Consider the following 26869-nt stretch of genomic DNA (forward strand, 5'->3'; position numbering starts at 1 on the left):
TTTTGAGGTTTTTGCCATGGATGAGCATTGCCGTAAATGTGGCGAAAAATTAAAGGAAAATGCCCAGTTCTGTCAGAATTGCGGTGAGGAAGTCCCCCGAAAAAATAAATTCTTTTTAAATAAATATTCACTTCTGATTGTTGTTGTAATTATTGTTTTAGCTATTTTGGCTTCAGCTTTTATCCTTTCCAACCAGACACAGGTTGTTAAAGTTGACAATGTCCGATTTGAGATACCGTCAGACTATGTCAATGAACCTTCAAGAACTGAGGTAAGCACAGATGAAGGTGTAAAGTCATCTGCAATGGGCTGGAGCAATGACAAATATTACATTGAGATTGGCGTTACACGAGTTCCCGGCGCCGGAATTAACAGTGAAGAGGTTGCAGCAAGCATTGGCGGGACACCAACCAAAATGTTTGGATATTCAGGATATTATCAGAAATATGATGAAAACAGCTATTCATTTGTATTTGGAATGAAAGATGAAGTGTGCATGGTATATGTTTCAAATTACGATGCATTTGGCGATATAAAGGTTCTTGGAGTAGAATAAAAAGAAACATAAATGTTTTGGTTTATATAATTTAAATATTTTCTAAACAGATGATTACCAGAAAAAGAGATGTGGAATTTAGTGTGGTAAACTAAATTCACATTTTTAATTTTTTTTATCTATATTCATGTTTAAAGTTCTTGTCATATAGCTTGGATGCATTAAAGTCTCCAGGGTCAAGAACATCTCCCACCACAATCATTGCAGTCTTCGTAATATTGGCATCTTTTACTTTTCCTGCAATATCCTTGAGGGTTCCTCTAATTATTTGCTGGTCTGGCCAAGTTGCCTTTTTGACAACAGCAACAGGGGTGGTTTCCTCATAACCTTCAAGCAGTTCCTCAACAACTTTATCAATCATGCCTATTCCTAAAAAGATGCACATGGTTGCATGATGCTTTGAAAAACTGGCAAGGCTTTCTCCTTCAGGTTTTGGAGTTCTGCCTTCAGGACGTGTGATAATGACACTTTGTGAAATTTCAGGCAAGGTCAATTCCGCTTCCAAAACACTGGCGGTTCCAAATAAGGAACTTACGCCTGGAATGATTTCATATTCAATGTCATGCTTTTTAAGTTCACGAATCTGTTCGCCGATGGCACCATAAATAGAAGGGTCTCCTGTATGAACTCTTGCCACCAGTTTTCCTTCATTGACTGCTTCGGTAATAATTCCATCAGTTTCCTCTAAATTTAAATAGGCACTATTGTGAATTTCACATTCGTCTTTTGCAGGGCTTAAAACATCCTTGTTAACAAGTGAACCTGCATAAATGATTACGTCTGCCTTTTCGATTACTCTTCTTCCCTTAACTGTAATTAAATCAGGATCACCCGGACCTGCTCCAATGAAAATAACTTTTCCTTTCATGATTAATTTTTTATTTCATGTTCTATTAATAATTATGTATCAAAATTGATTTTTAATCATTGAAACTTTATAAATAATTAAAATAATTAAAAATCATGGACAATAAAGGTTTTATTTCAATAGAATATTTATTTTCAATCTTTGTTATTTTAATAATAACTCTTCCGCTGTTATTTTTTACACAGTCAATTATTGAATCCAGCCATAATGTTGAAGACAGCGTGACCCATAGAATCATTTTGGATGATGTTGCAAATTCAATAAGCCAGGTCAATTCCAATGGCGAAGGATATTCAAAGCTGATTTATCTTAAATCGGATGTGGGCTATTATGAAATAACGGTTGAAAACGGCAAATTGACGATGGAATATGATGGCAAAAAGGGTGAGACTTCACTTCCGCTTTCAAATTTCGATTCGAAATATAAAATTCACAGCGGAAGAAGTTATGTCATATCCAAAAATCAAGATGGAAGGATTGTGATAACATGATTGGAGACTCGGGACAAATCAGCGGGGAATATCTGCTTTTGGCAGGAGTCCTTGTATTGGTGCTGATGGTTTCAGCGGTTTTCATTGCCTCTGAAAGTGAACTCAACAGTGCAATGGAGGCTGCAAGGCAAGGCGTCAATGAAGGTATTGGAACCTCATCATCTGCAATATATCCGAAACAGACGTTCAATGACTATTCGAAGACCAAAAACGATTTGCTCATTCCATATTCGGTTGAAATTGTCAACGTATCATATATGGATATGGGTTATGACAGCAATTTCAACAAGAAAAAGATTCAGTTTAAGGTTTATGTAACCTCATCAAAGGAGTTTTCCAAAAGCCAACAGGTTTCCATAGGTGACAGGATTAATTATAATCTAAGAAAATCCATAGCCATCACTTTCAATACCACTTCTTCGACAAATAAACTGTATAATCCGGTTTTTTCCCCTCATTATGTTTTCACAACAGCTAATGTTAAATGGGTTTAGGGACATATAATAGTTCATATGCTTGGTGGTGATAAAATTAGCGAACAGACATTTGAAGTGGTATCCCGCAAATTGCAGGAAGAGCTGGCAGATATCCTCAAAAACAATAAGCAAGTTAATGATTATGAGCTGATTGTCTATAAGTATGTTTTCATCAGCGAGCTTAAGATTCCCCTTCTGGAGGATTTGGGTGTGGAAATCGACGAGGACTCATTCATATTATATATTGTTCCTGATGGTCTGGAATTCGGTTTGCTCAGGAAACTGGATGACGTCTTTGACAGATTCGACATTTCTTTCATGCCAAATGAGTATAATATTTTGAAATTGAAATTCAGGTTAAGTGATTAGATGTACAGTGATGAGGAAAAAAAGCAGTTGATGGAAGATTTAAAGGAAATGGAAACCTTCAAAGCTGATGTTGGTGATGAAGGAAAAATATTGCAGGAAGACTTGAAGGAATACTTCATTAACGGCAATGGTGATAAGGAAGACTTGATTTTCAGGCTGGAGCTGTATTTCTATGCATTCAAATTATTCTCAAGAAAAGCAATCGTGATAAATCAAAACCAGTTTACAATATTTTTAAATGATTCGCTTCTTGACTGGCATCTGATTAATCTGGTGATGCAGGACTTAACGGATTTTGAACTTGAAATCGAGGCTGTAAAGGAAAATAGGGATGTATTGATTAATTTGAATTTCACGCTTCATTTCTAGATTTTGAAAACGTTTTTGGCATTGCTGGTGGTAACCTCATCAACAATGTCAATGTCAATATTTTGAATTTCGGCTATTTTTGAAACGGCCTTTGTAACGTTTGCAGGTTCGTTTCTCTCTTCTTTTGTCATTGCCAGATATGGACTGTCTGTTTCTGTCAGTATATAATCAAGGTCAATCTTTTCAATCAGATCCTGGTGCTGTTTTGAATAGCAGAGCATTGTAGAAAAGCTCATGTAAGCGTTTGACATGTCCATTATTCTTTTTGCGGTTTTGAAACTTCCTCCATAGCAATGGAAAATGAAATAAGGTATGTTATCGTAATCCTGAATGATATTCACTGCCTTTTTCTCGCAGTCCCTTACATGCATTACGATAGGGACTTTATATTCATTTGCAATGTCTAAAAAACTGGAAAAGATTTCCCTTTGCCTTTCACGCAGAGCCTTGTCGGTAACATAGTAGTAGTCCATGCCGACTTCCCCGACCGCCACAATATTGTCCAGATTTTCAATCAGATAATTGTGGGCATCTTTCAGCTCTTCATCGCTGCAGTTCTGGGAACTTACAGGGTGAAAACCAAATGTAGGATAAATAAAACCTTCATATTCCTTTGAAAGCTTTAAAACATCACTGTTACTGTCCTTGCTGTATCCTGATGCGATGATGGCATCCAGTTTGTCCTGGGCTCTGGCGATTACTTCTTTGCGGTCATCATCAAAATCCTTGAAGTCAATATGGCAATGAGTGTCAATCATGTTTTATACTCCAAAACGTCTGTCTCTTGCCTGATATGATCTGATGGCTCTGATAAAGTCTACCTTTCTTAGCTCAGGCCATAATGTTTCACAGAAATAAAGCTCTGAGTATGATGATTGCCAAAGTAAAAATCCGCTTAAACGTTCCTCTCCGCTGGTTCTGATAATCAGGTTAGGGTCATCCAGTCCTTCGGTGTAAAGATTTTTGTTGACAAGGTCTTCATCAACGTCATCAATTGTGATTTTACCTGCCTGGACATCTGCAATGATTTTTTTAAAAGAATCGATGATTTCCAGACGGCCGTCATATCCGATAGCCAGGTTAAATAATCTTTTGTTGTATTGTGCTGTTGCCTCTTCAGCTTCCCTGATGGCTTCCCTTACGTCATCAGGCAGTAATTCGGTTCTACCTACAACTTTTACTCTAACTTCGTTTTTATGGATTTTTTCATGGTCAACCAGTCTTTTAAAGTTTATGACAAACAGTCTCATAAGGCCGTCCACTTCGTGTTTAGGTCTGTTGAAGTTTTCTGTAGAAAAAGCATAGGCAGTTACTATTTCAATTCCAAGCTCAACACTCCAGTCAAGAACATTTTCCAATGTGTCTACTCCCATTTCATGTCCCTTTAAAACATCCACATTTCCTTGGAGTTTTGAATATCTTCTGTTCCCGTCCATAATTATAGCTACATGTTTAGGCATTTTTTCGGGAACAAGATCTCTTGAGATATACCATTCATAAAGTCTATAAAGTATATTTTCTGCCATTTTATTATCCCTTTAATAGTTTATATTAAATAATTATTATGTAACTTAATGTTTTTAAAGGTTGGCTAATTTGTATGCAAATTTTATGCTTCTTAGATATCCTTCAACACTTTGGTCCCTGCTGGTGTCGATGTATATTCCGTTTATTCCAAATGTTACCGCACCACAGCTTGGCCATGTGTTGACTAAAATAAGTGTACGAAATATTATGTTGCCGATGATTCCGTCTGGTGCAATAATCACATTGCAATTGTCTTTGAGAGCCTGTTCAATGAGAATATAATAGTTTTTAACTTCAAAATCAGTATTTTCTTCAATTAATTGGGTTAATTTTTCACTGTCGTCAATGGATTTTGAAATCTTTTCGCTTCTTCCGTAATCTCCTTTTCTGCCGTCTGCAAGAACTGCAATTTTAGGATGTTTTGACAGTTTTTTGAGAAATTCACCACAATTTTTTGCAATCTCGAATTTTTCTTCAATGGTATTTCCTTCATCAATTCCGACAGGTGTCAATAAGAATTCCTTTCCGTCTCCATTTACATATGTGGCTCTTGAAATGTCCGGGAAATGTTTTTTAAGTTCTCTGATTACTCCTGATGCTGGAAGGGAACCTCTAACGACGGCATCAATTTCCCCATCCAGGATGGCACTGACCAGCTCATCATCATTTTCAATAATTTTGATATTAATATTTTGTTCATTATTGAAATTTTGAATGGCCTTTAAAATATTTTTATTTTTTCCAACTCCGATTGCTATTGTTTTCATTATCTCATTATATTTTTTTTATATTTAATTAATTTTTCTTCATTCGTTTTTTATATGTTGTATCCAAAAATGTTTAAAAAATATGATAATTATACATACTTTTTTTAATACCTTTATATTTAATATATAGTATGAATAATGATGAGATTTTTGAGTTGGTAGGATATATTATGGCTTCCGATTACAGGACCAGAATATTAAAATGTATAGGTAACGATATAAAAGTCCCATCTGCAATAGCTGAAGAAATTGATTTGAGAACAAATCATGTTTCTAATGTGCTTAAAGATTTAAAAGACAGAAATTTGGTTGTTTGTTTAAATGAAAATGCCAGAAAAGGAAGATTATATAAAACAACAGATTTAGGTTTGGAAATTCTAAAATATTTACATTAATTTTAAAAAAAGGAAAATTATGATGATTTGTTAAAATCATCAATTGCGGAATCTACTAGTTCAATAATGGATTCACTCAAGTCCGGATATGAATTATCAATAGAAACAGGAATGTTGTCGCAATAAACAACTTCAAGACCGGCTGCTAATGCATCCTTTGTTGCAACATCAACAGCAGCGGCTTTCAGTTCAGTAAGCATGACTTCCGCTTTATCCATATAGGTTTCCATATCTTGGCGAAGCAATGGTCTGTTTGATAGGTGTGCTGTTGTACCTATTACTTCACAGTCATATTTGCTTTCCAAATAATCTACCAGTTTGTCCTTAACGCCTTCAGGTGCGGTAGTTGCAAACAATACCTTTTTGCCTGAGATGTCAGCTAGCGGTTTGGGTCTGAAGACAGTTGATATGACAGTTGCATCGGGATTGACTTCACTTACGAAGTCTTCTATTTTAGCTATTTTTTCACTGTCACACATAGGCTCTTCACACATTGTTAGGATAACCAGATCTGCGAGTCCGACTCTATACGGTCCGAAATATGTTGTCAAGTTTTCAATTGGCTGGTTTGCGCCAATTAATGTTATTTTTTTATTTGTTTTTATTGGTGGGATTGCAGCTCCGCTGCCTTCAAAGATTGCAAATTTGGAATCCACTTCATTGGCCAGTTTCGCTCCTTTTTTCATATTTGTTAGAAATACTTCTCCAGCCATTCCACCGCCGCAGCGTCTGCAGCCGATTGTCAGGATTCTGCTCATCAACGCATCTTCCCAATGATCACTTGCTGCATGAACTCCCTTTTCGGATTGCTCAAGCAGGAATTCTGCATTGATTTCCAATTCTTCACCATGAACGATTTCAGGTTCTTCAGGTCCTCCTCTTCCCATTGCGATAACGCATGGTTCATAGCCGTTTTTGTCAATCAGTCTGGAAACGAAACCTGAAACTGCGGTTTTTCCGATACGTTTGCCGGTTCCGAGAATGGTGATTGAAGGCTTTTGCATGATGTCATATTGTGATGTTGGTTCAAATTTAAAGTCAGGTCCTTCATAGCTTATTCCTTCATTGAGGACTTTGCATGCTATTTTAAATCTTTTCGGATAGTCAAGTATCGGTTCGTCGCTTAAATCCATTACTGTATCAACGTCAAATTCCCTAATCATTTCAACGATAAGGTCATATGGTATGTCCTTGTCTTTTGCAAATTTTACAGGAACGCCAAGCTTTTCGGAGTATGTGTCTTCAGAATCGTCTCTGAGCTTTTCGGTTCCTCCAATAAAAACTGCACCGACAATGTCAATGTGTTCAAGATTGTTTAATGTATCTATTGCCTCTTTGGTGACTGGCAGGTAGTGTTCTCCATCGACCAAACAGAGCATTTTGTTAAGAGCTTTCATAATATGTAATATAGTTTTTATAGGTAATAAGTTAAATTATAATGTATGAATTTCTCACAAATCAATCTGGATGAAACTCATATCAGACTGACTACAGATTTGGCTTTGCATGATTTGAAAAGGCATATATTTTCTATCAGAAGGGATTTGAAAAATCATATACTGAAAAACAATGATTTTGCAGTGTCCCTGGAGCCTTTAAAAATGCCTGAAGGTGATTTGCCGGATATTGTATGTAGGATGTATGAATCATCCTCTATTGCCGATGTCGGACCTATGGCATGCGTTGCGGGAACAATCTCTGAGATGGCGCTGGATTATCTCGTTGAAAACGGTTCGGGATATTCAATTGTTGAAAACGGGGGCGACATTTCGCTTGTCAATAATCGGAAGGTTTTATGCGGAATCTATTCAAACAATGAGATTTTGGGAAATGACATTGCTTTTGAAATCAAAAAAAGGGACAGGCCATTGGGAATATGTACATCATCTGCTAAAATTGGTCATTCAATAAGTTTTGGTCAATCAGACAGCGTAACTGTCATTGGAAAATCTTCATCTGTTTGCGATGGTCTTGCAACCAGAATAGCCAATGATGTCAGTGGCATGTCCAGTGAGGATAGGGTTTCAAACGGTTTGGAATGCTGTGAAGAGTTCAGGGAATTTTTTGATGGCGTTTTGATTATTTGCGGTGATAATGTTGGAACCATTGGAAAATTACCGAAAATAGTTGAAACCGATGAGTTTGATATTTTCTCTCATTCAGATTAAACAGTTCTTTAAAAAATTGTTAAATTGATTTGAATAAGTATTATATTGTAAAGTTATTTTAATGCAAGGTTTAAATATGATTAGTATACAATATTATTGTATAGAAAAGGGAGTTAATTTTTAACTAACTGAAATTAGTTAAAGGGTTAGATATCTATGTACAAAGACGAAATGATACAATTACATCAATTTTTAGTATATGTTTTAAAATATTTAGCGGAAGATGACCAAATAACCAATGATTGCAGTGAATATATCACCCTAAAAATAAGCCCTCACCACATACACAAGACAAAAGCTGAACATAAGCATGCTATTTTTGTTCTATGTAAAATTATTGCCCAGGTAATTGCTGATAAAGAAAACGATTCTATTCCTGAAAACGTTCGCAATTCCTTATCTGATTTAGTTACAAGATCTGAAAATGAAATTAATGCAAATTAATTCTTACTTTTTTTCCTTTATTTTTTTGATTTATCAATATAACAGCCTTTTATTTTAATTTAAAGCAAAAGCCTTAATAATATTTATATACTATAATCTTATTATTAATTAATGAATAATTAAACTTAACACGCGTGATATTTTGAAATCATTTGAATTTTTATCAATAAAAAGAGAAGAAAAACCTAGGGATTGCGGAATCACAATGGTTTTAGACAAGGGATTAGGTCTTGAAACCGCATCAAGTCTAATGGATATCTCAGGAGAATACGTCGATTATTTAAAATTCGGTTGGGGAACCTCAATCGTTCACGAACAGGAAATAATCAAGGCAAAGGTTGAAATGTACAAATCCCATGACATAACTCCGTATACCGGAGGAACATTATTCGAACTTGCATATATTAATGATAAATTGGCAGAGTTTTTTGAGGAAGCCCGTAAATTGGGATTTCCGGCCATTGAAATATCGGACGGATCTACAAATATAAATCACAATGATAAATTGAACTGCATCAAAAGAGCAAGACAGGAAGGATTTGAAGTTTTATCAGAAGTGGGTAAGAAAAATCCCGATTTGGACAAGGAGCTTACACTTGATGAGAGAATTGAATACATGCAACAGGAGTTGGATGCAGGTTCCTCCCTTGTAATTGTAGAGGCAAGGGAAGGCGGAAAAAACATAGGAATCTTTGATAAATCCGGAAACGCCAAAGAAGATGAGATTGATTATATCTTGGATAAAATCGATGGAAATAAGATTCTATGGGAAGCGCCAAATAAGGACCAGCAGGTATTTTTCATACTCAAGCTTGGAAACACAGTTAACTTGGGAAACATTTCAAATGATGATATAACCTCTCTTGAAACCTTAAGAAGAGGTTTGAGGGGCGATACTTTAGGAAAACTTTAAGGAAGTTTTAAATTGAGCGACATTCGTACAATCAGCCAAATCAATGAAAAGATTGAAAAAGGCGAAGCTAATATTTATACTGCAGAAGAATTTAAAAAACTCATAAAATCAGGAGACACTCCAAGCTTTGAAGAAGTGGATGTTGTTACATGCGGTACATGTGGCGTAATGAGCGGAACCGCAGCAATACTTAACTTCATCGTATCGGAACCTGGAGAATTCATAAGGGCTCGTGAAGTATACATGAATGGTGTTCCTGCATATGCCGGGCCTTGTCCTAATGAATGGCTGGGCTCTGTAGATGTGATTCTGCACGGAACGGCTCACTCAATACACGATGCCAATTACGGTGGAGGATTTCTGTTAAAAGACCTTCTTGAAGGAAAAGACATAGATGTTGTAGTTGAAAGCGTTGACGGAAAAACAATCGAAAATACAATAACAATCAATGATATCACACGTGGACAGATTATAGGGGCACGTATGGCATTTAAAAACTATACTGCATTCACAAATCCTAATTCACAACCGATTTCTTCAATATTTGCTGCAACACCTCTTGAGGGTAACTTAAGCGGGTTGACATTTTCAGGCTGCGGAGATTTGAATCCTCTTCAAAATGACATTCCTCACAATGCCATAAAAGAGGGTAAAAAGGTACTCCTAAACGGGACAATAGGATATATTTTAGGTGACGGTACCAGATCAAGTGCTGAAAAGCCAAACCTAATGCTTTCAGGTGATTTCACCAAAATGGACCCGTATTATATTGGAGGATTCAAAACAGGCCAGGGCGGAGAAATTTACGACACAGTAGCTATTCCAATACCTGTCCTAAACGAAGAAATCTACAATAACCTATTGATAACTGATGATAAGATAGATTTGCCTGTTGCAGATATTAAAGGGCGCCACTTGCCATTGGACAACACGAATTATCATGAAATGTGGAATGGTTATGATTTAAGGCCGAAATATGATAGAAATGCATGTTTAAGTTGTGATTCATGTTTGGTTGAAGGAATTTGTCCTACAAATGCCTTTAAAAAAGGAAGTTTGAATATCGCCTATTGTTATGGATGTGGAATGTGCGCCAATTTCTGCCGTCATGATGCATTTGACATGAACACAGGGGATGTTGATTTACAAATCAATGGTGAAAAAGTCAACATTCCGATAATATGCAGGCAATCAGATAGGATGAGGGCAAATAAGTTGTCTTTAAAATTAAAGAAACTGATTGAAAATAATGAATTTGAATTGTAATGAGGTGGTTATTTGACTAACCAACAAAAGATTACCGATAAACCAATAAACTTTGCAGAGGACATCATTCGGGATGTTAAAAATTCGAAAGATGAGGGTGTACTGAAATGCGTACAATGTGGAATGTGCACCTCAACATGTCCGGCTGCAAGACACTCCGATTATAATCCTAGAGATATTATGGAAAAGGTCTTGGAGGGGGATATGGAAATTCTGGAAGATGATGTTATCTGGAATTGTTTTTACTGCTATACCTGCCATAGCGTATGTCCTGTCGGAAATAGCGTCTGTGAAGTTAATCAGATATTAAAACAGTTCGCAATAGAAAAGGGAATAGCCTGGGATAAGCTATATGAATACTTGGGTTTTGCTGACAGCTATTTTAATGCAGCCATAGGAGCAATACCTGAAATATTTTTCGCTGATATCGACAGGGATGTTCCCGGCTGGTGGGAATTCAGACAGAATTTAACACAAATACGTGAGGAACTTGAACTTGACCCTCCATTAATGCCGTCTCAGGATGTCATTGATGAGGTTAGCTTAATATTAACAATAACAGGATTTAAAGACAAGATTGAAAAGATAAGAGCTTCACAGGAGGATGAACAATGAAATTCATTCCAGATAAGGATATCCTTTTATTCAGAAGTTGTCTTGTAAGTGTTGAATATCCTGGTGTGGAAGCATCAACAAAGTTTGTTTTCGATAAATTGGGAATCGATTATGCAATTTCAGAAAATCAGACCTGCTGCACAGGACTTGGACATTATTCCGATGTGTTCAATCAGATTGATACAACAGCAATTGGTGCACGTAATTTTAAAATAGCCCGTGAAATCGGAAGGCCAAATTTGGTGATGATGTGTGCAACCTGCTATGCAATAAACAAGAAATCAGTAAAATTGCTCAATAAGAAAGACGATTTGAGAAATCACATTAATCAATTATTTGATGAAAACGGTTTAAGCCATCTGAAATATGAAAAGGATGACTTGAAACCAACCGAAAACATTTTCCATGTTGTGGATATTTTATACGGTAAAAAAGATGAAATCAAGGACCATATCAAGTACGATTTAAGCGATTATACGATAGCAACCCATCACGGTTGCCATTACTGTAAGGTGCACTATGAAGATACCGTTGGCGGTGTAAGGGATCCAAATGTCATGGATGAGCTGATAGAAGAGTGCGGATGCAAGACAATCGGTTGGTATGACCACAAAAGGGCGACATGCGGTACCGGATTTAGACAGAGGTATTCCAATCCTGATTTGTCATTTACTGCAACTGCCGATAAAATGAATGCAATAGACGATGAAGATGTTGATATTCTTGTTCACTTATGTCCTAATTGCCATATTCAGTTTGACAGGTATCAGCATTTGATAGCCGAAAGGGAAGGAAGAAAATTTAAGGCTATTCATTTAAACATTGCCCAGTTCATTGCACTTGCAATGGGTGGTGATTTGGATAAGGTTATAGGACAAAAAGCACATACAGTTCCAATTGATTCTATTATTAAGGAGTTAAAGGAGGTTCGAAAATGAGGGATGATTTAAAAGTTGGCGTTTTTTTATGTGAATGCGGTGGAAACATTGCAGATGTTGTTGATTTGGATAAGGTTCGTGAAGAACTGGATGTTGAATTTATTGGACAATTCGAGAACTTATGTTCCTTAAACGGTCGTAAGATTATTCGTGATGCAATATTTGACCATGATTTGGACCGTGTTGTAGTTGCAGCATGCTCACCGATAAGCCATGAAAAAACATTTCAGGATTACGTAAAACCTCTAAATCCTTATCTGATGGACATGGCAAATATAAGGGAGCAATGTTCATGGGTACACTCAGATAAGGTGAAGGCCACCAATAAAGCCATAACTCTCATCAACGCTTCAATCGAAAAGCTAAAGCAATCCGATGCTGTAGATCCGATTTACTGCCAGACTCCAGATGAGGTTGCTGTAATCGGTGGGGGAATAGCCGGAATGAATGCGGCCCTATCCCTTGCAAAGCAGGGAACAAAAGTGACATTAATAGAACAGTCCCCATCAATCGGAGGACACATGGCAAAAATAGGTAAGGTTTTCTCACCTGTTAAAATCGCTGAAGAATGCGGAATGTGTCTTTTAAATCCGATCCTAAATGAGCTTGTTTGGAATGAAAACATAGAGGTTATGACAAACACCAAAGTCATTGAAGCGGAAAGAAGAGCCGGAACCTATAATCTGATTTTAGAAAAATCACCCAGATATGTTGACATTGAAAAATGTATAGCATGCGGCAAATGTGCAGAAGCGTGTGAAGTTGAAGTTCCAAATGACTGGAACGATAATCTGTCAATGCGTAAAGCGATATACAGGCCATTCGGACAATCTTATCCTGAAGCATATGTAATTGACATGGACAATTGTGACAAGTGCAGCAACTGTGTAAAGGCATGTACAATGAAAGCCATTAAACTCAGGGGAAAACCGGAAAGGATACCTCTTCAAGTCGGTTCAATAGTTGTTGCAACAGGCCATAAACTGTTCGATATGGATAAACGTCCGGAATACGGATACAGCAGGTATGATGATGTCATTACCCAATCAGAATTGGGCCGTATCACTGGTGTCAACGGTCCGACAAAAGGAAAACTTCTAAAGGCAAACGGTGAAGTTCCAAAACGTGTTGTAATGATACAATGTGTAGGGTCCCGTGATGAAAAGCCGGACGGGCATAGATATTGCTCAAAGATATGCTGTACAGTGGCTTTGAAAAATGCAAACATCATAAAGCACAAATATCCTGAAACTGACGTGTTAATATGTTACACTGATATCAGAACACCTGGAATGTTTGAAAAATACTACAAGCACACCCAGGAAAATGAAGTAAGATTCCTTAGAGGCCGTCCGGGTGAAGTAGTTAGGAAAGGGGACAACTTCATTGTAAGAACTGAAGACACACTAAAAGGTGAATTTGTAGAAATTGAAGCCGATATGGTGGTTCTGTCCACTGCAATGGAACCGTCAGACGGAACATGTGAAATTGCACAAATCTTAAATGTTGGAACAACAGAAGATGGTTTCATCAAGGAGTCACATCCTAAAATCAAACCGATTGCCACTGATGTTCAGGGAATCTTTGTGTGCGGAACTGCACATGATCCAAAAGACATTACAGATTCTATCATGCAGGCAACAGCAGCAGCTGCAAAGGTTGGCGAATACAACTACGGTGGAGTTGAAATCGAACCGTTCATTGCTGAAATCGACAAGGAAAAATGTATTCTTTGCGGTGAATGTATTTCACGCTGCAAATATAAATCCATGAGCATTCAAAATGATGAGCTATACATTGACCCGATGAGCTGTACGGGATGCGGAAAATGTCTTGTAGGATGTAACCAAAGGGCAATTCATGTAAACGGTAATATTGATGAAAAGATTTTGGCTACAATTCAGGGGGTATTGTCCAATAAGCAAGACGGCGAGCGTATGATACTTGTATTTTTAGATAATATAGGTTATACTGCTGCAGATAATATTGGTGTTAACAGATTGAGCTATCCTGAATCTATACATATCATCAAGGTAATTTCCGTAAATCGTGTAAGTCCGGATCATATTCGTTATGCGCTTGAAAACGGTGCTGATGGTGTATTTATCGGTGAATTCCCTGGAGATTTAATGTATGATGAAGTCGAACGTAAAATCCAAAGGGTCAAAGACAGAATCTCTGAAATGGGTGAAAACCCTGAAAGGATTACATTTTCAAAGGTATACATACCATATTTCTCAGGGCTTGCCCGCAAATTAACTGACTTCGATAAGAAAATTGAAGAATTGGATGAAGCCGAATCATGAGATGATTTTTTCATCTTCATTTTTATTTTTTTTTAGAAAATAATAATCAATCTTGAATGTTTCTATAATTTTTTATTATTAGTATATTTTTTTTAGTTTTTCATTGTTTTTTTTATCAATTTCTATAAATATTGCTGGTTTGAATTGAGTATTTTTAATAATTTAAACATTCAAATTAAATCAAATAGTATTAATATAAAATCGTATATAAATATCTATCACATAATTGTAATGGAGGAAAAAGTTTTGAAATTAAAAAAGATAATGACGATTTTTGCAATTATTCTAGTTGCTTTTATGGTCATAGGAGCTGTCACTGCATCGGAAGATGTATCTAATGATGAACTGGCAGCAAACGACATCGCAGAAGATTCTATTGGTGAAACTCCTGTTGATGATGTAATTGCAGAAACTCCAGAACAGACAACTGGGGCTAATGCAGAAGATTTTAATGCATGGATAGCTAATGAAACTTTTGATGTTGATAATGATAAAGATAAAGTTGTTATAAATTTCACTTCCCCTGCTGATGCAAAGGGTGATGTTCAAGTTTGGGCAAATGAAAAATATAAAGCAGAAATTCACATTGATGAAAGCACTGCTGGAAAAAACTTTAATTGGACTTTAAGTGATTTATACATTTCAGAAGCGGGAGTTTATGAAATTTCTCTTAGATGTAATTCAGAAGGTGGCGGTCAATTAGTGATTGCAACAGGTACCTTTACTGTAGCTAAAAATTATTCTAAAGCTGATTTTACCACTATGACATTTGATTATATAGGGACTACAGGTACCCGTCTTTACTCTTTTGCCCCTGCTCCAGTTTATGGAACTTTAAGAGTATATGTTGACGGAAAAGAGAGTTATAATAAATATATTAATAATAAATATACATATCTGCAACTTTATGTGGAAGACTTGAATATCAGTGAAAATGGGGAATATAATATTCGCACTGAATATATAGTGGAAGATTCTGGTCAGGTAGTTGCTCTTGATGATTTTAATTCAAGTGTTCAATGCTTCCCAGTATCTCTTTTTATCTCAGAGATGGATATAGATGTAGCTGCAGGATATGCTTCCCTTGGTTCTGTTTATGATGATTATGGTGTTGTAGGAACTATTACTGCATATATAGATGATAATCTAGTGTTCAATAATACATACTCTGATTATCAGCCTTCTGTTCAAATTAAACAGTATACTCTCCCAACATCTTTCGTATTGGGTAATCATACAGTAAAAATTTCTTATACAAAAAATGGTAAAGAATATACTAAAGAAGGAAATGTCTTCTTCTATGCCGAACCGCAAGCTATTAGTCCTGGTTGGACTATGACTGCAGGGGATGATAAGAATATTACTGTTAAGTATTATAAAGGAACTACAGGCACTATAACTGTTTATAATGCAGAACTAGTCAGTCCTGGTGTTTGGAAAAAAATATCAATTTTCATGAGCACTGCAAATTTAAATGGTAGCGGAATTTATTATGTTCCTTTAAATACCTTGGATGCAGGCCATCATTGGTTAGGTTTAAACATTACATTAGGCACATATAGTTTTGAAACATACTTAGATTTTAATGTTATAGAGCCAGTAGATCCTAGACCTGAAGTGGTTATAAATGTTGACAATCCTTCTATTGTAGATTATGGTCCAGCTAGCATTACAGTTACAACAGAAGGTGTTTTAAACATATCTGCAAAAATCAGCGGTAAATCCTTAGAAGTTAGTGGAAATACTATTTACATAAATGGTTTTAATGCCAGCTCAGACCCTTACTATTTGGTCATTACTGCTGTTCCTGATGCTGACCACAAAGCAGGTTCACCTAAAGCTGTTCCGCTCTATGTTAATCCATTAAACACTTCCATAACTGTTCCTGATATTGATGATGCTTCTGTCGGTCAGGAAGTAACTCTTGTTGCAAAAGTCAATTCCACCATAACTGTTAATGATGGTAAAGTGGCTTTCACTGACGATAATGGTGATGACATTGGAGAGGCACCAGTTGTAAATGGTACTGCAACAATAAAATACACACCAACAGCCACTGGTACTCTTAATATTAATGCTGATTATACTGGAATTAACTTTAAAGGAGCTTTTGGAGTTGGACATATAACAGTTTCAAAAGCAAAAGGCATTGTCCAAATCAATGCTTCTGATGTAATCACTGATTATAATGGTGGAAAATTCTTGGTTGCTACATTAAAAGATGTAAACGGAAACCCTATTGCAGGTGCAAATGTTTCTGTTAAAATCGATAAAGAAACCAATTACACTACTGATTCTGCAGGTCAAATCAAAGCATCCTGTGATGGAATTGATCCGGGTGATTATGTTGCAGACATTATTTTCAAAGGAGACGACAACTACCTTGAAGCTAAAAAATCAGTCAATGTAACTGTTAACAAGTTGGATACTAGTATTGATGTAGAAGTGGCTAGTATTGCAGCAGGTCAAGTTGCATACATTAACGTTACTCTAGACTCTAAAGCTAGCGGCAGTGTTGTTTTAAAATTCAAAAAACAAAATTACACTGAAACAATTGAAAATGGTAAAGCTTCATTTGCAATATCTGATTTAACAGTTGGAAATTACACATTTGAAGCTGTATATGCTGGAGACAAATATTATAACAATGCTAGCGCGGAAAAATCAATTAAAGTTACAAAAGCTAACATTACTTCAGTTGATTTCCCTAAAGTCATTTCTGAAAAAGACAGCAAATTCAGTTTCGATATGCCTGCAGATGCAACAGGAAATGTTACTCTTTCAATTAATAATGTAATCTATCCTGCTAAAGTTGAAAATGGTAAAGTAAACATCAATCTGGAAAAATTGGAAAAAGGAAATTATGATTATAATGTTTCCTATTCTGGAGACGATAAATATAATCCATTTAATGCAACTGGAGTTATATCTGTTAATAATATCGCCACTATCATAAGTATTTCTGAAGTGAATGGTGACCGCATTATTACTGGTGTTTTAAAAGATGTTGAAGGTAAACCTATCGCTGATGTAACAATAAAAGCCATTATTGGAACTGCTACTAATCAGACTAAGACTGATGATAAGGGTGTATTTACTTTCAAAATACCCGAAAACACTGAAGTTACTCTGGCATTTGATGGTAAAGATGCATTTTTAGCATCCAATACTACAATTACCTTGAAAAATTTCTCTCCTGTGAGAACTGCTACCAAAATCATTGGTGAAAACTACACTCAATATGCTGTAGATTATTTCGCAGGTGAAAGAGGAGGATACTTCAAAGTTAAATTAACAGATGCAAGCGGTGCTCCATTAGCTAATAAAACTGTAAATATCGGATACAACGGTAAATGCCTTGTCCTGGTAAGTGATAAAGACGGATTTGTAAAAGTGCAAATCAACTTGGTGGCTGCAAACACTTTAACATTTGCTGTAGCATTCTTGGGTGATGATAACTACAATGCTTCATTTGAAGTATACAAAATCACAATAAACAAAAAGACCACCAGTCTTTCAGCTCCGGCAAAAACATATAAAGCAAGCGCAAAAACCAAATCCTACACAGTAACCCTGAAAACAATCAAAGGATCATCTGCAGACGGTAAAACATATCTCGGCTCAGGTAAAACTATTACCTTATCAGTAAACGGTCAAACCTACACAGCTAAAACCAATGCTAAAGGTCAGGCTACCTTTAATTTAAAAATAACCAAAAAAGGTACTTACACTGCTACTGTAAAATACGCCGGAGATAACACCTACAACGCAGCAAAGGCAACTGCAAAAATAAAAATTAACTAGAAGAGATTAAATCTCTTCTAAACTTTTCTTTTTTTAGATTTCGTGTTTAATGTATATATTGAAAATTTAATCAATCGCCTAATTGTCAAATAGGATTATTGAAAGTTCATCATTTTTTTTATATTGATGTTTATCTATCAATAATTGTTAATTTTAGTTGACATTATTCATTTATTATTAGTTTTACTGGCTAAATGTTTTTGTTTATATTAAATTTTATATTCTATATGAGACAAAAATATATTCGTATTCAAAATGAGTATAAAAATTTTCAAATGGTAATTACTATGAAGTTAAACAAGATTTTAATAGTTAGCTTATTATTGCTGGCTATTATGACAATTGGTGCCGTTAGCGCAACCGATTCTTCGGACGTCTCGACATTAAGTCAGGCTGATGATGGACAATTATCAATAGATAATTCCTATTCCGGAGATTTGTTGGGCGATGGCGAAGGAAATGAACCTGATGCCGGCTCTAATGAGCCATCCATAACCATTTATTCAGAAGCTTATGTCGATGACACTATCGTTGATGTACGCCTTGTAAACGGTTCTGAAGGTTCAATTAAAATTGAAGATGGTGCAAACAACTATTTCAATGAGTCTTTAGGTAATCTGCAATCTGAAGTGGATGGGGATGACGACAATTTTGTCCACTATTTTATCGCTTCCTCAAAGTTGGTTCCTGCATTGTCTGTTGGTAAGGAATATGATTTAACTGTCACTTATACGGATGGAGATGGAAATGATTTCTCAAATGACGGGTCTGTCATACTTTTTGAAAGAAATCAAATAACATACAGCCAATTTAATATAACTATTAACATTGAAACCATTTCAGTTAATTTTGACAACGATGATGCTTTGGCTTCAATTAGGGCGCGTGATGATGCTCAAAATAAGATTGCTGTTGTTCTAACCAATGATGAGGATAATTTCCGTGATGAATTTGAATGTGAACTGGACAAATTTGATCCTAACAATATTGAAGATGATGCTGACTCTGATTATAACTGGTTTATTGTTAGACCATCTGACTTTAGAGATGTTGGTCCTGGAAACTATAATCTGAATTTCACTTATTTTGATGATGCTGGCTCAATTCAACAGTATGGTGAAGTTAGACTCACAACTGATGGCGAAGGATTTGATTTTAATCCAATCATCAAACCTATATATTCAATTGATTATGAAGATTATTGGTGGAGGGCTGCCGTTAGAGTTAATAGTCCTGGTGATGGTAATTTTACAGTCATTGTTTCTAAAAATGGAGCAGATAATACTTTAATTTTTGAACAGTATGGTGAAGATGTAGCCGAATGGAATTTGGATGACTTGCAAATTTCCGAGATGGGTGCATATGAAATCTTTGTTAAATACACCTCACCAAATGGCGATGTGACAGATGTTTGTGAAGGCAAACTGATTGTAAGTGAAATGATTGTACCTGAAGAGTTTGATGTCAATAATCCAAATTCCACTTTGGTCAGTGTTTACTGCCCTGTAAACGCTACAGGTTTTATAGCAATACTGATATCCTATGATGATGGTGAGGATTGGCACAGCTTTGATCCAATCTATCATGAGATTGTTGAATCTGACTATGAAAAATACATTAATTACACAATATCCGATGTCGGAATAACAAATAATGATGTTGGATATTATTTTGTTCAAGTATTCTTTGTAGATGACGTGGACGATGAACTTGATGTGGATGGAGGATATAATAAGCTTGATGAATTCGATTCAGATGCTGTGGATAATACTAAATTCAGGGCACATGTTGCAGGAGGTACCAATATACTTTCAAACGAATCCGTAGTTTCTGTTTACTGTCCTGAAGGAAGCGCAGGTATCGTTAATGTAACAATATTGGATGAAGAAGGGGATGTTGTTTCCACTTCAATAAAGAATATTGCAAATAAGGATGATGAAAACTGGCTTAACTGGAATGTAACTGATTTGGGTATTGATGTTGGATTTTATTTAGCTAAAATAGTTGTTAATGAAGATAAAACATTTACAGAGGAATTTGATATTTATGGACCTATTACTATTGAGCAATCAGCGTATGTTGATTCAGATGATGAAGAACGTGTATATATCACTTATGTTCAAATTCCAACTTATATCAAAGATGCAGTTATTGTTATAAATTTCAACGGCAGTGAAAAATTCAGAAAACAGTTGTCTGATTTTGTTGAAGCTGATGACACTACAACAATTGAAAATCTCACTTGGAGTTATGCAAGAAGGCATGGTCATATCCTTATGGAGGCGTTTGAATATTCAGTTAATACTAAAAATATTGGATGCACTTTAGCTCCTGGAACATATAACGTGTCTGTCAGCCTCATTATTGATGAAAAAACATTTACTGATGAATCAAATGTTACTTTATACAAAGTCAATTCAGTTTCCGAAAACGGAGTAACCATCAACATATATGATTCAGAAGATTATTATTTTGACGATGATGAGATGAGCATTGCTGAAATAGTCTGTGGCGATATAGACGGTTATGTCGTTGTAACAGTTGCTGGCGATGACGATTGGAACAAGACCTTTTATTTGGAAAATCATCAATGGGATAGAAGAATATGTCCTTGTGATTTGAACTTGAATGCTGATACCTATAATATGGCCGTAACAGTCTTTGATAAGGATGATAATGAACTTGCAAAAAATACCGCTACAATCACTTTGGATTATGGTGATGAAGGAATAATGGATTGCTATATAAGAGAGCAGATGCAATATTCCGATGAGTGTATCAATATATGGTTTGCAGTTAACGATATATCCGGTGATTTGGTCATTAAATTCAACGGTACAGAATATTATAATGAGCATATTGACATCAACGATTTTGACCCTGATAAATATGATGATGAGGGTAGGGGTCACATTACCTTTTCACCTTATCAGTTAGGGGTTGAAATAGGTTATTATGATTTGGTGGAAATATCCTATTATGGTGATAATGGAATAAATGACACTGATTATCGTGAAGATATTGAAGTATGTCTGGATGAACCGGAAATATACCTGCGCTACTCAGAGTGGGAATCTAGAAAATCACAATATACAATTAATAGTGATGACCTTATTGGGGTCCATGTCAATTCAGATAACATCTCATCAGTTAGAATCGTTGTAAAAATAGGCGATGAAACATATCTTGATGCAATGATGGAAGATTTGAATCTAACTCCTAATTATGACGTAAACAATATATTATATGGTTATTATAATATCGGATTAATCCATTTAAATAAAACCTTTAATTTAGGTGAACATTATGATGATGTAACAGCCTATTACTACAGTGACAATTATCAATTGGATACCTCTGATGCAGCCAGAAGGGGAGATAATCCTGATTTCTTTGATGTAATAGGTATAGTTGATGAAATTGATGTAAATGATGATTCTGACATATTGTATGTTGTCGGTGATAAATCCAAATCCAAGGTTATATTAGATATCTGGGATTATCAACAAAATGACTGGTTAAATCCAATTGAATATAATATTAAGAAGAGTGACGATAACCTGTTCATTAGCTGGAAATTGTCTGACCTAAAACTTGATGTAGGTGATTATCGCATCGAAGCCAAATTTGATGATGATACCTGGATTTTTGACACTGACTTTTCAGTCGTGAACAAATCAGAATTCTATGCAAAAATCGGATGTGACTGGTTCTTCACCACTGATGCTGTAATTAAAGTATGGTGTCCTGAAGGAGGTAACATTATTGTCAACCTATCCAGATGGGGAGAACATTTCTTTGAAATTGAACATTCAATCACAGATGATGAAAAAGGAACCTATGTCGGATTCACTTTAGCTAATTTGAACATCACATCTCCTGAGTGGTATGATGTTAACATAACCGTGGACGGCAAACAGATAACCGATGATGATGCAGGATTATGGGTTCCAAGCCCTGTTGATATTCCGGGCACTAATGTATATCTTCCTGAAGGAGGATTTAATGAGGATGAATCAATGAAAATAGCTGAATTGTATCTTCCAAGTGATGTCAGCGGTAATGTTACAGTTGTCATTGATGGTGCCGAATACGTCAATAAAAACATTGAAAGCCTGGAATCCCGTGTTGAAGGGTCTAAAGTGATTTATAAGTTATACACTTCTGATTTGGATTATCCAGTTGAAACCGGACTGCGTAATGTTGATGTAATATTCGATGAGTTTTCACAATCAAAAGTTCTCAATTTCCTTGAAAGAAACACAAAATCAAAAGATGGAATTTCCATTGTAATCTGTAATGGAGATACCCGTATTGATTGGGGAGACGTAATAGTTGAGATAATCGCTCCAAATAATGCTAACGGCAATATTGTCGTTAAACTTAATGACAGCGAAGCAGCTGCTTGGGATGAACTCTCATGGGTCTACTCTGAATTATATGATGAAGGTTATTCAATCTATTATATCTGCACTAATGACTTGAACATTCCTGATGTCGGTAAGTACAATATTTTAGTCACTTATGATGATTCCTTCTCAAATAACGACACAATCACTTTCATGAGAGACCATGCAAGTAATGTTTGGATGAATGATAACTCTTATGAAGGTACAGTCACTCCTAATGATCACTGGTTCGTTATCTCTCCAAATGGTGAAACCGGCCGTGTTGTCTTAACTGTAAATGGCGAAGTTCGTTTAAATAAAACTATTGATGAGTTAGATAATAATGATTGGGGAGATAAGATAATCACTCCTAGAAATGCAACTCTTGATTTGGGATACTATAAAGATGTTTTACTTGTTTTCTATAGTGATGAGGACTATTCATATCAGGCCATCAAGTCTAATGAAGTAGGAGTCGTCTGGGGTTATGTGGATATCCATGTGCCTAATGATGAAATTAATGTTTGGGACTGTATTGCTAATATCCATGCTCCAAAAGCAGCCAATGGTACTATTGTATTTAAAATAGGTGATGTGGAATACTTTACATGTGCTTTAACAGACATTACTGAAACAGCACCCGATGATGAGGAAGATTACATGTTCTATTTCCTAACATTATCTGACTTTACAGATGCCGTTAAAGGTGGCAATTACACCAATGTGATGATTTATTATTATGGTGATGATGGATATAATACCACTAATTTGAAAAGTGGGGAACCACGTGATAATGTTACAATCTATGCCAATTCCAAAATAAACATGGACGATTTCGAATATGTATATGGTACTGCTGGTAATGTTGCTGTAAATGTAACAGGAGGTACTATTGTAAAAGATGATGTATCTGTTGATGGACATTCCGAAGCACAAATTGACATTGTTGATGGCGTGATTACCATTGAGGGTCTTGAAGTTGGCCAATATGTTTTAAGAGTTATCACAACTCCTGATGAATACTCATATTCAATTGAAGATACAATAGATTTCAACGTAACCGATGCTGAAAGTGATGTTGAATTCAGTAATGACATTGTATTTGACTATGGTACATCAGGCACTACAAACATAACTCTCACCGGTGCTACTGTTGATTTAGAAAATATTTCAGTTGACGGTCACAATGAAGCAATAATTTCCTTAAATGATAATGTTATAACAGTTTCAAACTTAACTGTTGGAAATTACGCTTTAAATGTTATCACAACACCTAACAAGAACTATAAATCTACTCAAAAAACAGTTGCAATCACTGTTAATAGGTTAGACTCTCCTATAAGTATTGATATTCCTAAGGTGGAGTACACTGCTTTGGATGAGTTTACTATTAAGATATCTAATGTAACTGATGTTAATGTAACTATCAACAATAAGCCTTATGCTGTTAGGGCTGATGGTACTGTTGATGTTGATACTGCAACTTTGGATGCTGATAGTTATGAAGTGATTGTTTCTAATGCTGAAACTTCTATCTATAAGGCCAATTCAACTTCTAAAGTGTTCACTATTGTTAAAAAGCAAAGTGATGTGTCAATTAGTGTTGGATCCAATTATGCTATTGGTGAGTCTTTCAGTATTTTGATTACCAATAACACTGCTGTTAATGTTACAATTAATGGTGATGCTTATGCTGTTAAGGCTGATGGTAGTGTAGATGTTGATACTACTAAATTACCTGCTGATGAGTATACTGTTGTTGCATCAATTGCAGAAGATGGTAAATTCAAAGCTAATTCAACTACTGCTGTGTTTACCATTTCCAAACTTGACTCTCCAATCAGTATTGATATTCCTAAGGTGGAATACACTGCTTTGGATGAGTTTACTATTAAGATATCTAATGTAACTGATGTTAATGTAACTATCAACAATAAGCCTTATGCTGTTAGGGCTGATGGCAGTGTTGACATTGACACAACTGATTTGGATGCTGATACCTATGTAGTGTTTGTTTCAAATGAGGAAACTGCGAACTATAAATCCAATTATACTTCTAAAGAGTTTGTCATTGTTAAAAAGCAAGGTGAAGTAGCTATTAGTGTAGGTTCACATTATGGTATTGGCGAGTCATTCAGCATTATAATCAGCAATAATACTGTCGTTAATGTTACAATTAATGGTGACAGTTATGCCGTTAGGGCTGATGGCAGTGTTGATGTTGATACTACAAAATTACCTGCCAATGAATATATTGTTGTTGCATCCATCGATGAATCAGGTAAATATAAAGGCAATTCAACTTCTGCCAAGTTTACCATTTCCAGAATGGATTCACCGATTGCTATTGAAATGGATAAAGTTGAATACACTGCTTTAGATGAGTTTACTATTAAGATATCCAATGTCACTGCTGTTGAGGTAACAATTAATGGTAAGCCTTATGGTGTAAGGGCTGATGGAACTGTTGACATTGACACAACCGCATTGGATGCTGATACATACAGTATAATTGTTTCTAATGATGAAACTCCTTCATATAGGGCTAATTCAACTTCTAAAGAATTTACCATTGTTAAAAAACAAGGCGAAGTTGCTATTAATGTTGGTTCCAATTACACTGTAGGTGAGTCATTCAGTATTGTGATTACCAATAACACTGATGTTTATGTGACTATTAACGGTGATGTATACTCAGTTAGGGCTGATGGCAGTGTGGATGTCAATACCACTAAATTGCCTGCCGGTGAGTACACTGTTGTTGCATCCATCGATGAATCCGGTAAATTTAAAGCAAATTCTACTTCTGCTAAGTTTACCATTTCAAAATTGGATTCTCCAATAGTCATTGACATTCCTAAATCAGAATACACTGCTTTGGATTCATTTACAATTAAGATATCCAATGTAACTGATGTTAACGTGACAATCAACGGTAAACCTTATGCAGTTAAAGCTGATGGAAGTGTTGACATTGACACAACTGCCTTGGACGCAAATACATACACTGTAATTGCTTCCAATGAGCAAACTCCATTGTACAATGCCAATTCAACTTCAAAAGTGTTCACAATAGTCAAAAAACAAAGTGAAATATCCATCAGTGTTGGTCCGATCCATAATGTTGGAGAAAATTTCACTATTGTAATTGCTAACAATACAGCTGTCAATGTAACCATTAATGGCGATTCATATGCCGTTAGAGCTGATGGAACTGTTGATGTGGACACTACAAAACTTAAAGCATCACAATACACAGTTGTAGCATCCGCTGCAGGTGACGGCAAATATCTTTCTGCCAACAAGACTGCCAAATTCACAGTTTCCAAACTGTTCTCTAAAATTGAATTCACTTCAGTTTCAGGAAAACATGAAATTCAGGCTAAATTAACAGATCTTGGTGGTGAAGCTATTGCAAATGCGGCCATAGACTATTTCATTAATGGTGTTAAAAACTCAACAACAACCAATGAAAACGGTATGGTATTTATTAAGGCATACAATAACTGTGAAGTTGATATTGTTTATGCTGGAAATGATTTGATGCTTCCTGCAAATGCAACAATTACATTGAAAAACATTGCTCCTGAAAGAATTGAAACTAAAATAATCGGTGATAACTACACACAATATGCTGTAGACTTCTTTGCCGGTGAAAGGGGTGGATTCTTCAAAGTTCAATTAAAAGATGTAAGTGGAGCACCATTGGCAAATAAAACTGTAAATATCGGATATAACGGTAAATGCCTTGTTTTAACAAGTGACAGTGATGGTTTTGTACAGGTACAAATCAACCTGCTTGCCGCAAACACATTAACATTTGCTGTGGCATTTTTAGGTGATGATAAATACGACGCTTCATTTGAAGTTTACAAAATCACAATAAACAAAAAGACCACAAGTCTCACAGCTCCGGCAAAAACCTATAAAGCAAGCGCAAAAACCAAATCCTACACAGTAACACTAAAAACAATCAAAGGATCATCTGCAGACGGTAAAACATACCTGGGCTCAGGTAAAACAATTACATTGTCATTAAACGGTAAAACATACACCGCTAAAACCAATGACAAAGGTCAAGCAACCTTTAAACTTGACATAAACAAGAAAGGCACTTTCACAGCTACTGTCAATTATGCAGGTGATAACACATATAATGCAGCAAAAGCAACCGCAAAAATAAAAATTAGCTAGAAGAGATTAATTCTC

Annotated in this window: 20 protein-coding genes; 15 read left to right on the plus strand and 5 right to left on the minus strand. The window is 35.7% G+C overall.

The features are described from left to right. Positions 1-16 precede the first annotated feature (16 nt). Positions 17-556 (plus strand): zinc ribbon domain-containing protein, encoded by a 540-nt coding sequence (locus tag Q0W04_RS00395; protein WP_298498700.1) that lies wholly within the window; start codon positions 17-19, stop codon positions 554-556. Positions 557-671: 115 nt separating this feature from the next. Here Q0W04_RS00395 and cobM read toward each other — a convergent pair whose 3' ends face one another. Then, positions 672-1424 carry a precorrin-4 C(11)-methyltransferase gene (gene cobM / locus Q0W04_RS00400; RefSeq protein ID WP_298498703.1) on the minus strand — a complete coding sequence of 251 codons (753 nt, stop codon included), beginning with the start codon at positions 1422-1424 and terminating at the stop codon, positions 672-674. 95 nt (positions 1425-1519) lie between these two features. On the opposite strand from cobM, the gene Q0W04_RS00405 reads away from it, so the two are divergent. Genes Q0W04_RS00405 through Q0W04_RS00420 form a run of 4 tightly spaced genes read left to right on the plus strand, consistent with a single transcriptional unit; the run spans position 1520 to position 3129 of the window. Continuing rightward, the gene (locus Q0W04_RS00405) at positions 1520-1915 is read left to right on the plus strand and encodes a hypothetical protein (RefSeq protein WP_298498705.1); all 396 of its coding nucleotides are present in this window, start codon (positions 1520-1522) and stop codon (positions 1913-1915) included. Next, positions 1912-2409 (plus strand): hypothetical protein, encoded by a 498-nt coding sequence (locus Q0W04_RS00410; protein WP_298498707.1) that lies wholly within the window; start codon positions 1912-1914, stop codon positions 2407-2409. The genes Q0W04_RS00405 and Q0W04_RS00410 overlap by 4 nt, the downstream gene beginning before the upstream one ends. A gap of 18 nt (positions 2410-2427) precedes the next feature. After that, the gene (locus Q0W04_RS00415; RefSeq protein WP_298498709.1) at positions 2428-2760 is read left to right on the plus strand and encodes a hypothetical protein; all 333 of its coding nucleotides are present in this window, start codon (positions 2428-2430) and stop codon (positions 2758-2760) included. Next, positions 2761-3129: a hypothetical protein gene (locus Q0W04_RS00420; protein ID WP_298498711.1), complete on the plus strand. Its 369-nt coding sequence runs from the start codon at positions 2761-2763 to the stop codon at positions 3127-3129. Here the strand turns inward: Q0W04_RS00420 and Q0W04_RS00425 are convergent. Genes Q0W04_RS00425 through mtxX form a run of 3 tightly spaced genes read right to left on the minus strand, consistent with a single transcriptional unit; the run spans position 3126 to position 5423 of the window. Then, positions 3126-3887 (minus strand): TatD family hydrolase, encoded by a 762-nt coding sequence (locus Q0W04_RS00425; RefSeq protein WP_298498714.1) that lies wholly within the window; start codon positions 3885-3887, stop codon positions 3126-3128. The two genes, Q0W04_RS00420 and Q0W04_RS00425, sit on opposite strands and share 4 nt — an antisense overlap. A 3-nt stretch (positions 3888-3890) precedes the next feature. Continuing rightward, the gene (gene uppS, locus Q0W04_RS00430; RefSeq protein ID WP_298498717.1) at positions 3891-4655 is read right to left on the minus strand and encodes a polyprenyl diphosphate synthase; all 765 of its coding nucleotides are present in this window, start codon (positions 4653-4655) and stop codon (positions 3891-3893) included. A gap of 54 nt (positions 4656-4709) precedes the next feature. Then, the gene (mtxX, locus tag Q0W04_RS00435; RefSeq protein WP_298498720.1) at positions 4710-5423 is read right to left on the minus strand and encodes a methanogenesis marker protein Mmp4/MtxX; all 714 of its coding nucleotides are present in this window, start codon (positions 5421-5423) and stop codon (positions 4710-4712) included. 131 nt (positions 5424-5554) lie between these two features. On the opposite strand from mtxX, the gene Q0W04_RS00440 reads away from it, so the two are divergent. Continuing rightward, on the plus strand, positions 5555-5818 hold the full coding sequence (locus Q0W04_RS00440) for a winged helix-turn-helix domain-containing protein (protein WP_298498723.1): 264 nt from the start codon (positions 5555-5557) through the stop codon (positions 5816-5818). 17 nt (positions 5819-5835) lie between these two features. On the opposite strand, the gene Q0W04_RS00445 is transcribed toward Q0W04_RS00440, so the two are convergent. After that, complete coding sequence (locus Q0W04_RS00445) at positions 5836-7215, minus strand: 2,3-diphosphoglycerate synthetase (RefSeq protein ID WP_298498726.1); 1380 nt, start codon at positions 7213-7215, stop codon at positions 5836-5838. A 45-nt stretch (positions 7216-7260) separates the two neighbouring features. Between Q0W04_RS00445 and Q0W04_RS00450 the strand changes: the two genes are divergently transcribed. The 9 genes from Q0W04_RS00450 (at position 7261) to Q0W04_RS00490 (ending at position 26854) form a co-directional block, all read left to right on the plus strand. Then, positions 7261-7986 carry a UPF0280 family protein gene (locus tag Q0W04_RS00450; protein WP_298498729.1) on the plus strand — a complete coding sequence of 242 codons (726 nt, stop codon included), beginning with the start codon at positions 7261-7263 and terminating at the stop codon, positions 7984-7986. A gap of 156 nt (positions 7987-8142) precedes the next feature. Continuing rightward, entirely contained in the window at positions 8143-8430 is a 288-nt protein-coding gene (locus tag Q0W04_RS00455; protein ID WP_298498732.1) for a UPF0058 family protein, read from the plus strand. A gap of 142 nt (positions 8431-8572) precedes the next feature. Beyond that, on the plus strand, positions 8573-9343 hold the full coding sequence (gene comA / locus Q0W04_RS00460) for a phosphosulfolactate synthase (protein ID WP_298498734.1): 771 nt from the start codon (positions 8573-8575) through the stop codon (positions 9341-9343). 12 nt (positions 9344-9355) lie between these two features. Further along, positions 9356-10609, plus strand: a complete 1254-nt coding sequence (locus tag Q0W04_RS00465; protein WP_298498738.1) for a methanogenesis marker 16 metalloprotein — start codon at positions 9356-9358, stop codon at positions 10607-10609. Positions 10610-10621: 12 nt separating this feature from the next. Beyond that, positions 10622-11224 carry a ferredoxin:CoB-CoM heterodisulfide reductase subunit HdrC gene (gene hdrC, locus Q0W04_RS00470; protein WP_298498740.1) on the plus strand — a complete coding sequence of 201 codons (603 nt, stop codon included), beginning with the start codon at positions 10622-10624 and terminating at the stop codon, positions 11222-11224. Further along, on the plus strand, positions 11221-12162 hold the full coding sequence (gene hdrB, locus Q0W04_RS00475) for a ferredoxin:CoB-CoM heterodisulfide reductase subunit HdrB (protein WP_298498743.1): 942 nt from the start codon (positions 11221-11223) through the stop codon (positions 12160-12162). The genes hdrC and hdrB overlap by 4 nt, the downstream gene beginning before the upstream one ends. Continuing rightward, positions 12159-14468, plus strand: coding sequence for a ferredoxin:CoB-CoM heterodisulfide reductase subunit HdrA (gene hdrA, locus Q0W04_RS00480; protein WP_298498746.1), 2310 nt, complete (start codon positions 12159-12161; stop codon positions 14466-14468). Before hdrB ends, hdrA begins: the two co-directional genes overlap by 4 nt. A gap of 231 nt (positions 14469-14699) precedes the next feature. Continuing rightward, the gene (locus tag Q0W04_RS00485) at positions 14700-18272 is read left to right on the plus strand and encodes an Ig-like domain-containing protein (protein WP_298498749.1); all 3573 of its coding nucleotides are present in this window, start codon (positions 14700-14702) and stop codon (positions 18270-18272) included. A gap of 287 nt (positions 18273-18559) precedes the next feature. Then, the gene (locus Q0W04_RS00490; RefSeq protein ID WP_298498752.1) at positions 18560-26854 is read left to right on the plus strand and encodes a hypothetical protein; all 8295 of its coding nucleotides are present in this window, start codon (positions 18560-18562) and stop codon (positions 26852-26854) included. The last annotated feature ends 15 nt before the right edge of the window (positions 26855-26869 follow it).

The sequence above is a fragment of the uncultured Methanobrevibacter sp. genome (assembly GCF_947170395.1).
Taxonomy (GTDB): Archaea; Methanobacteriota; Methanobacteria; order Methanobacteriales; family Methanobacteriaceae; genus Methanocatella.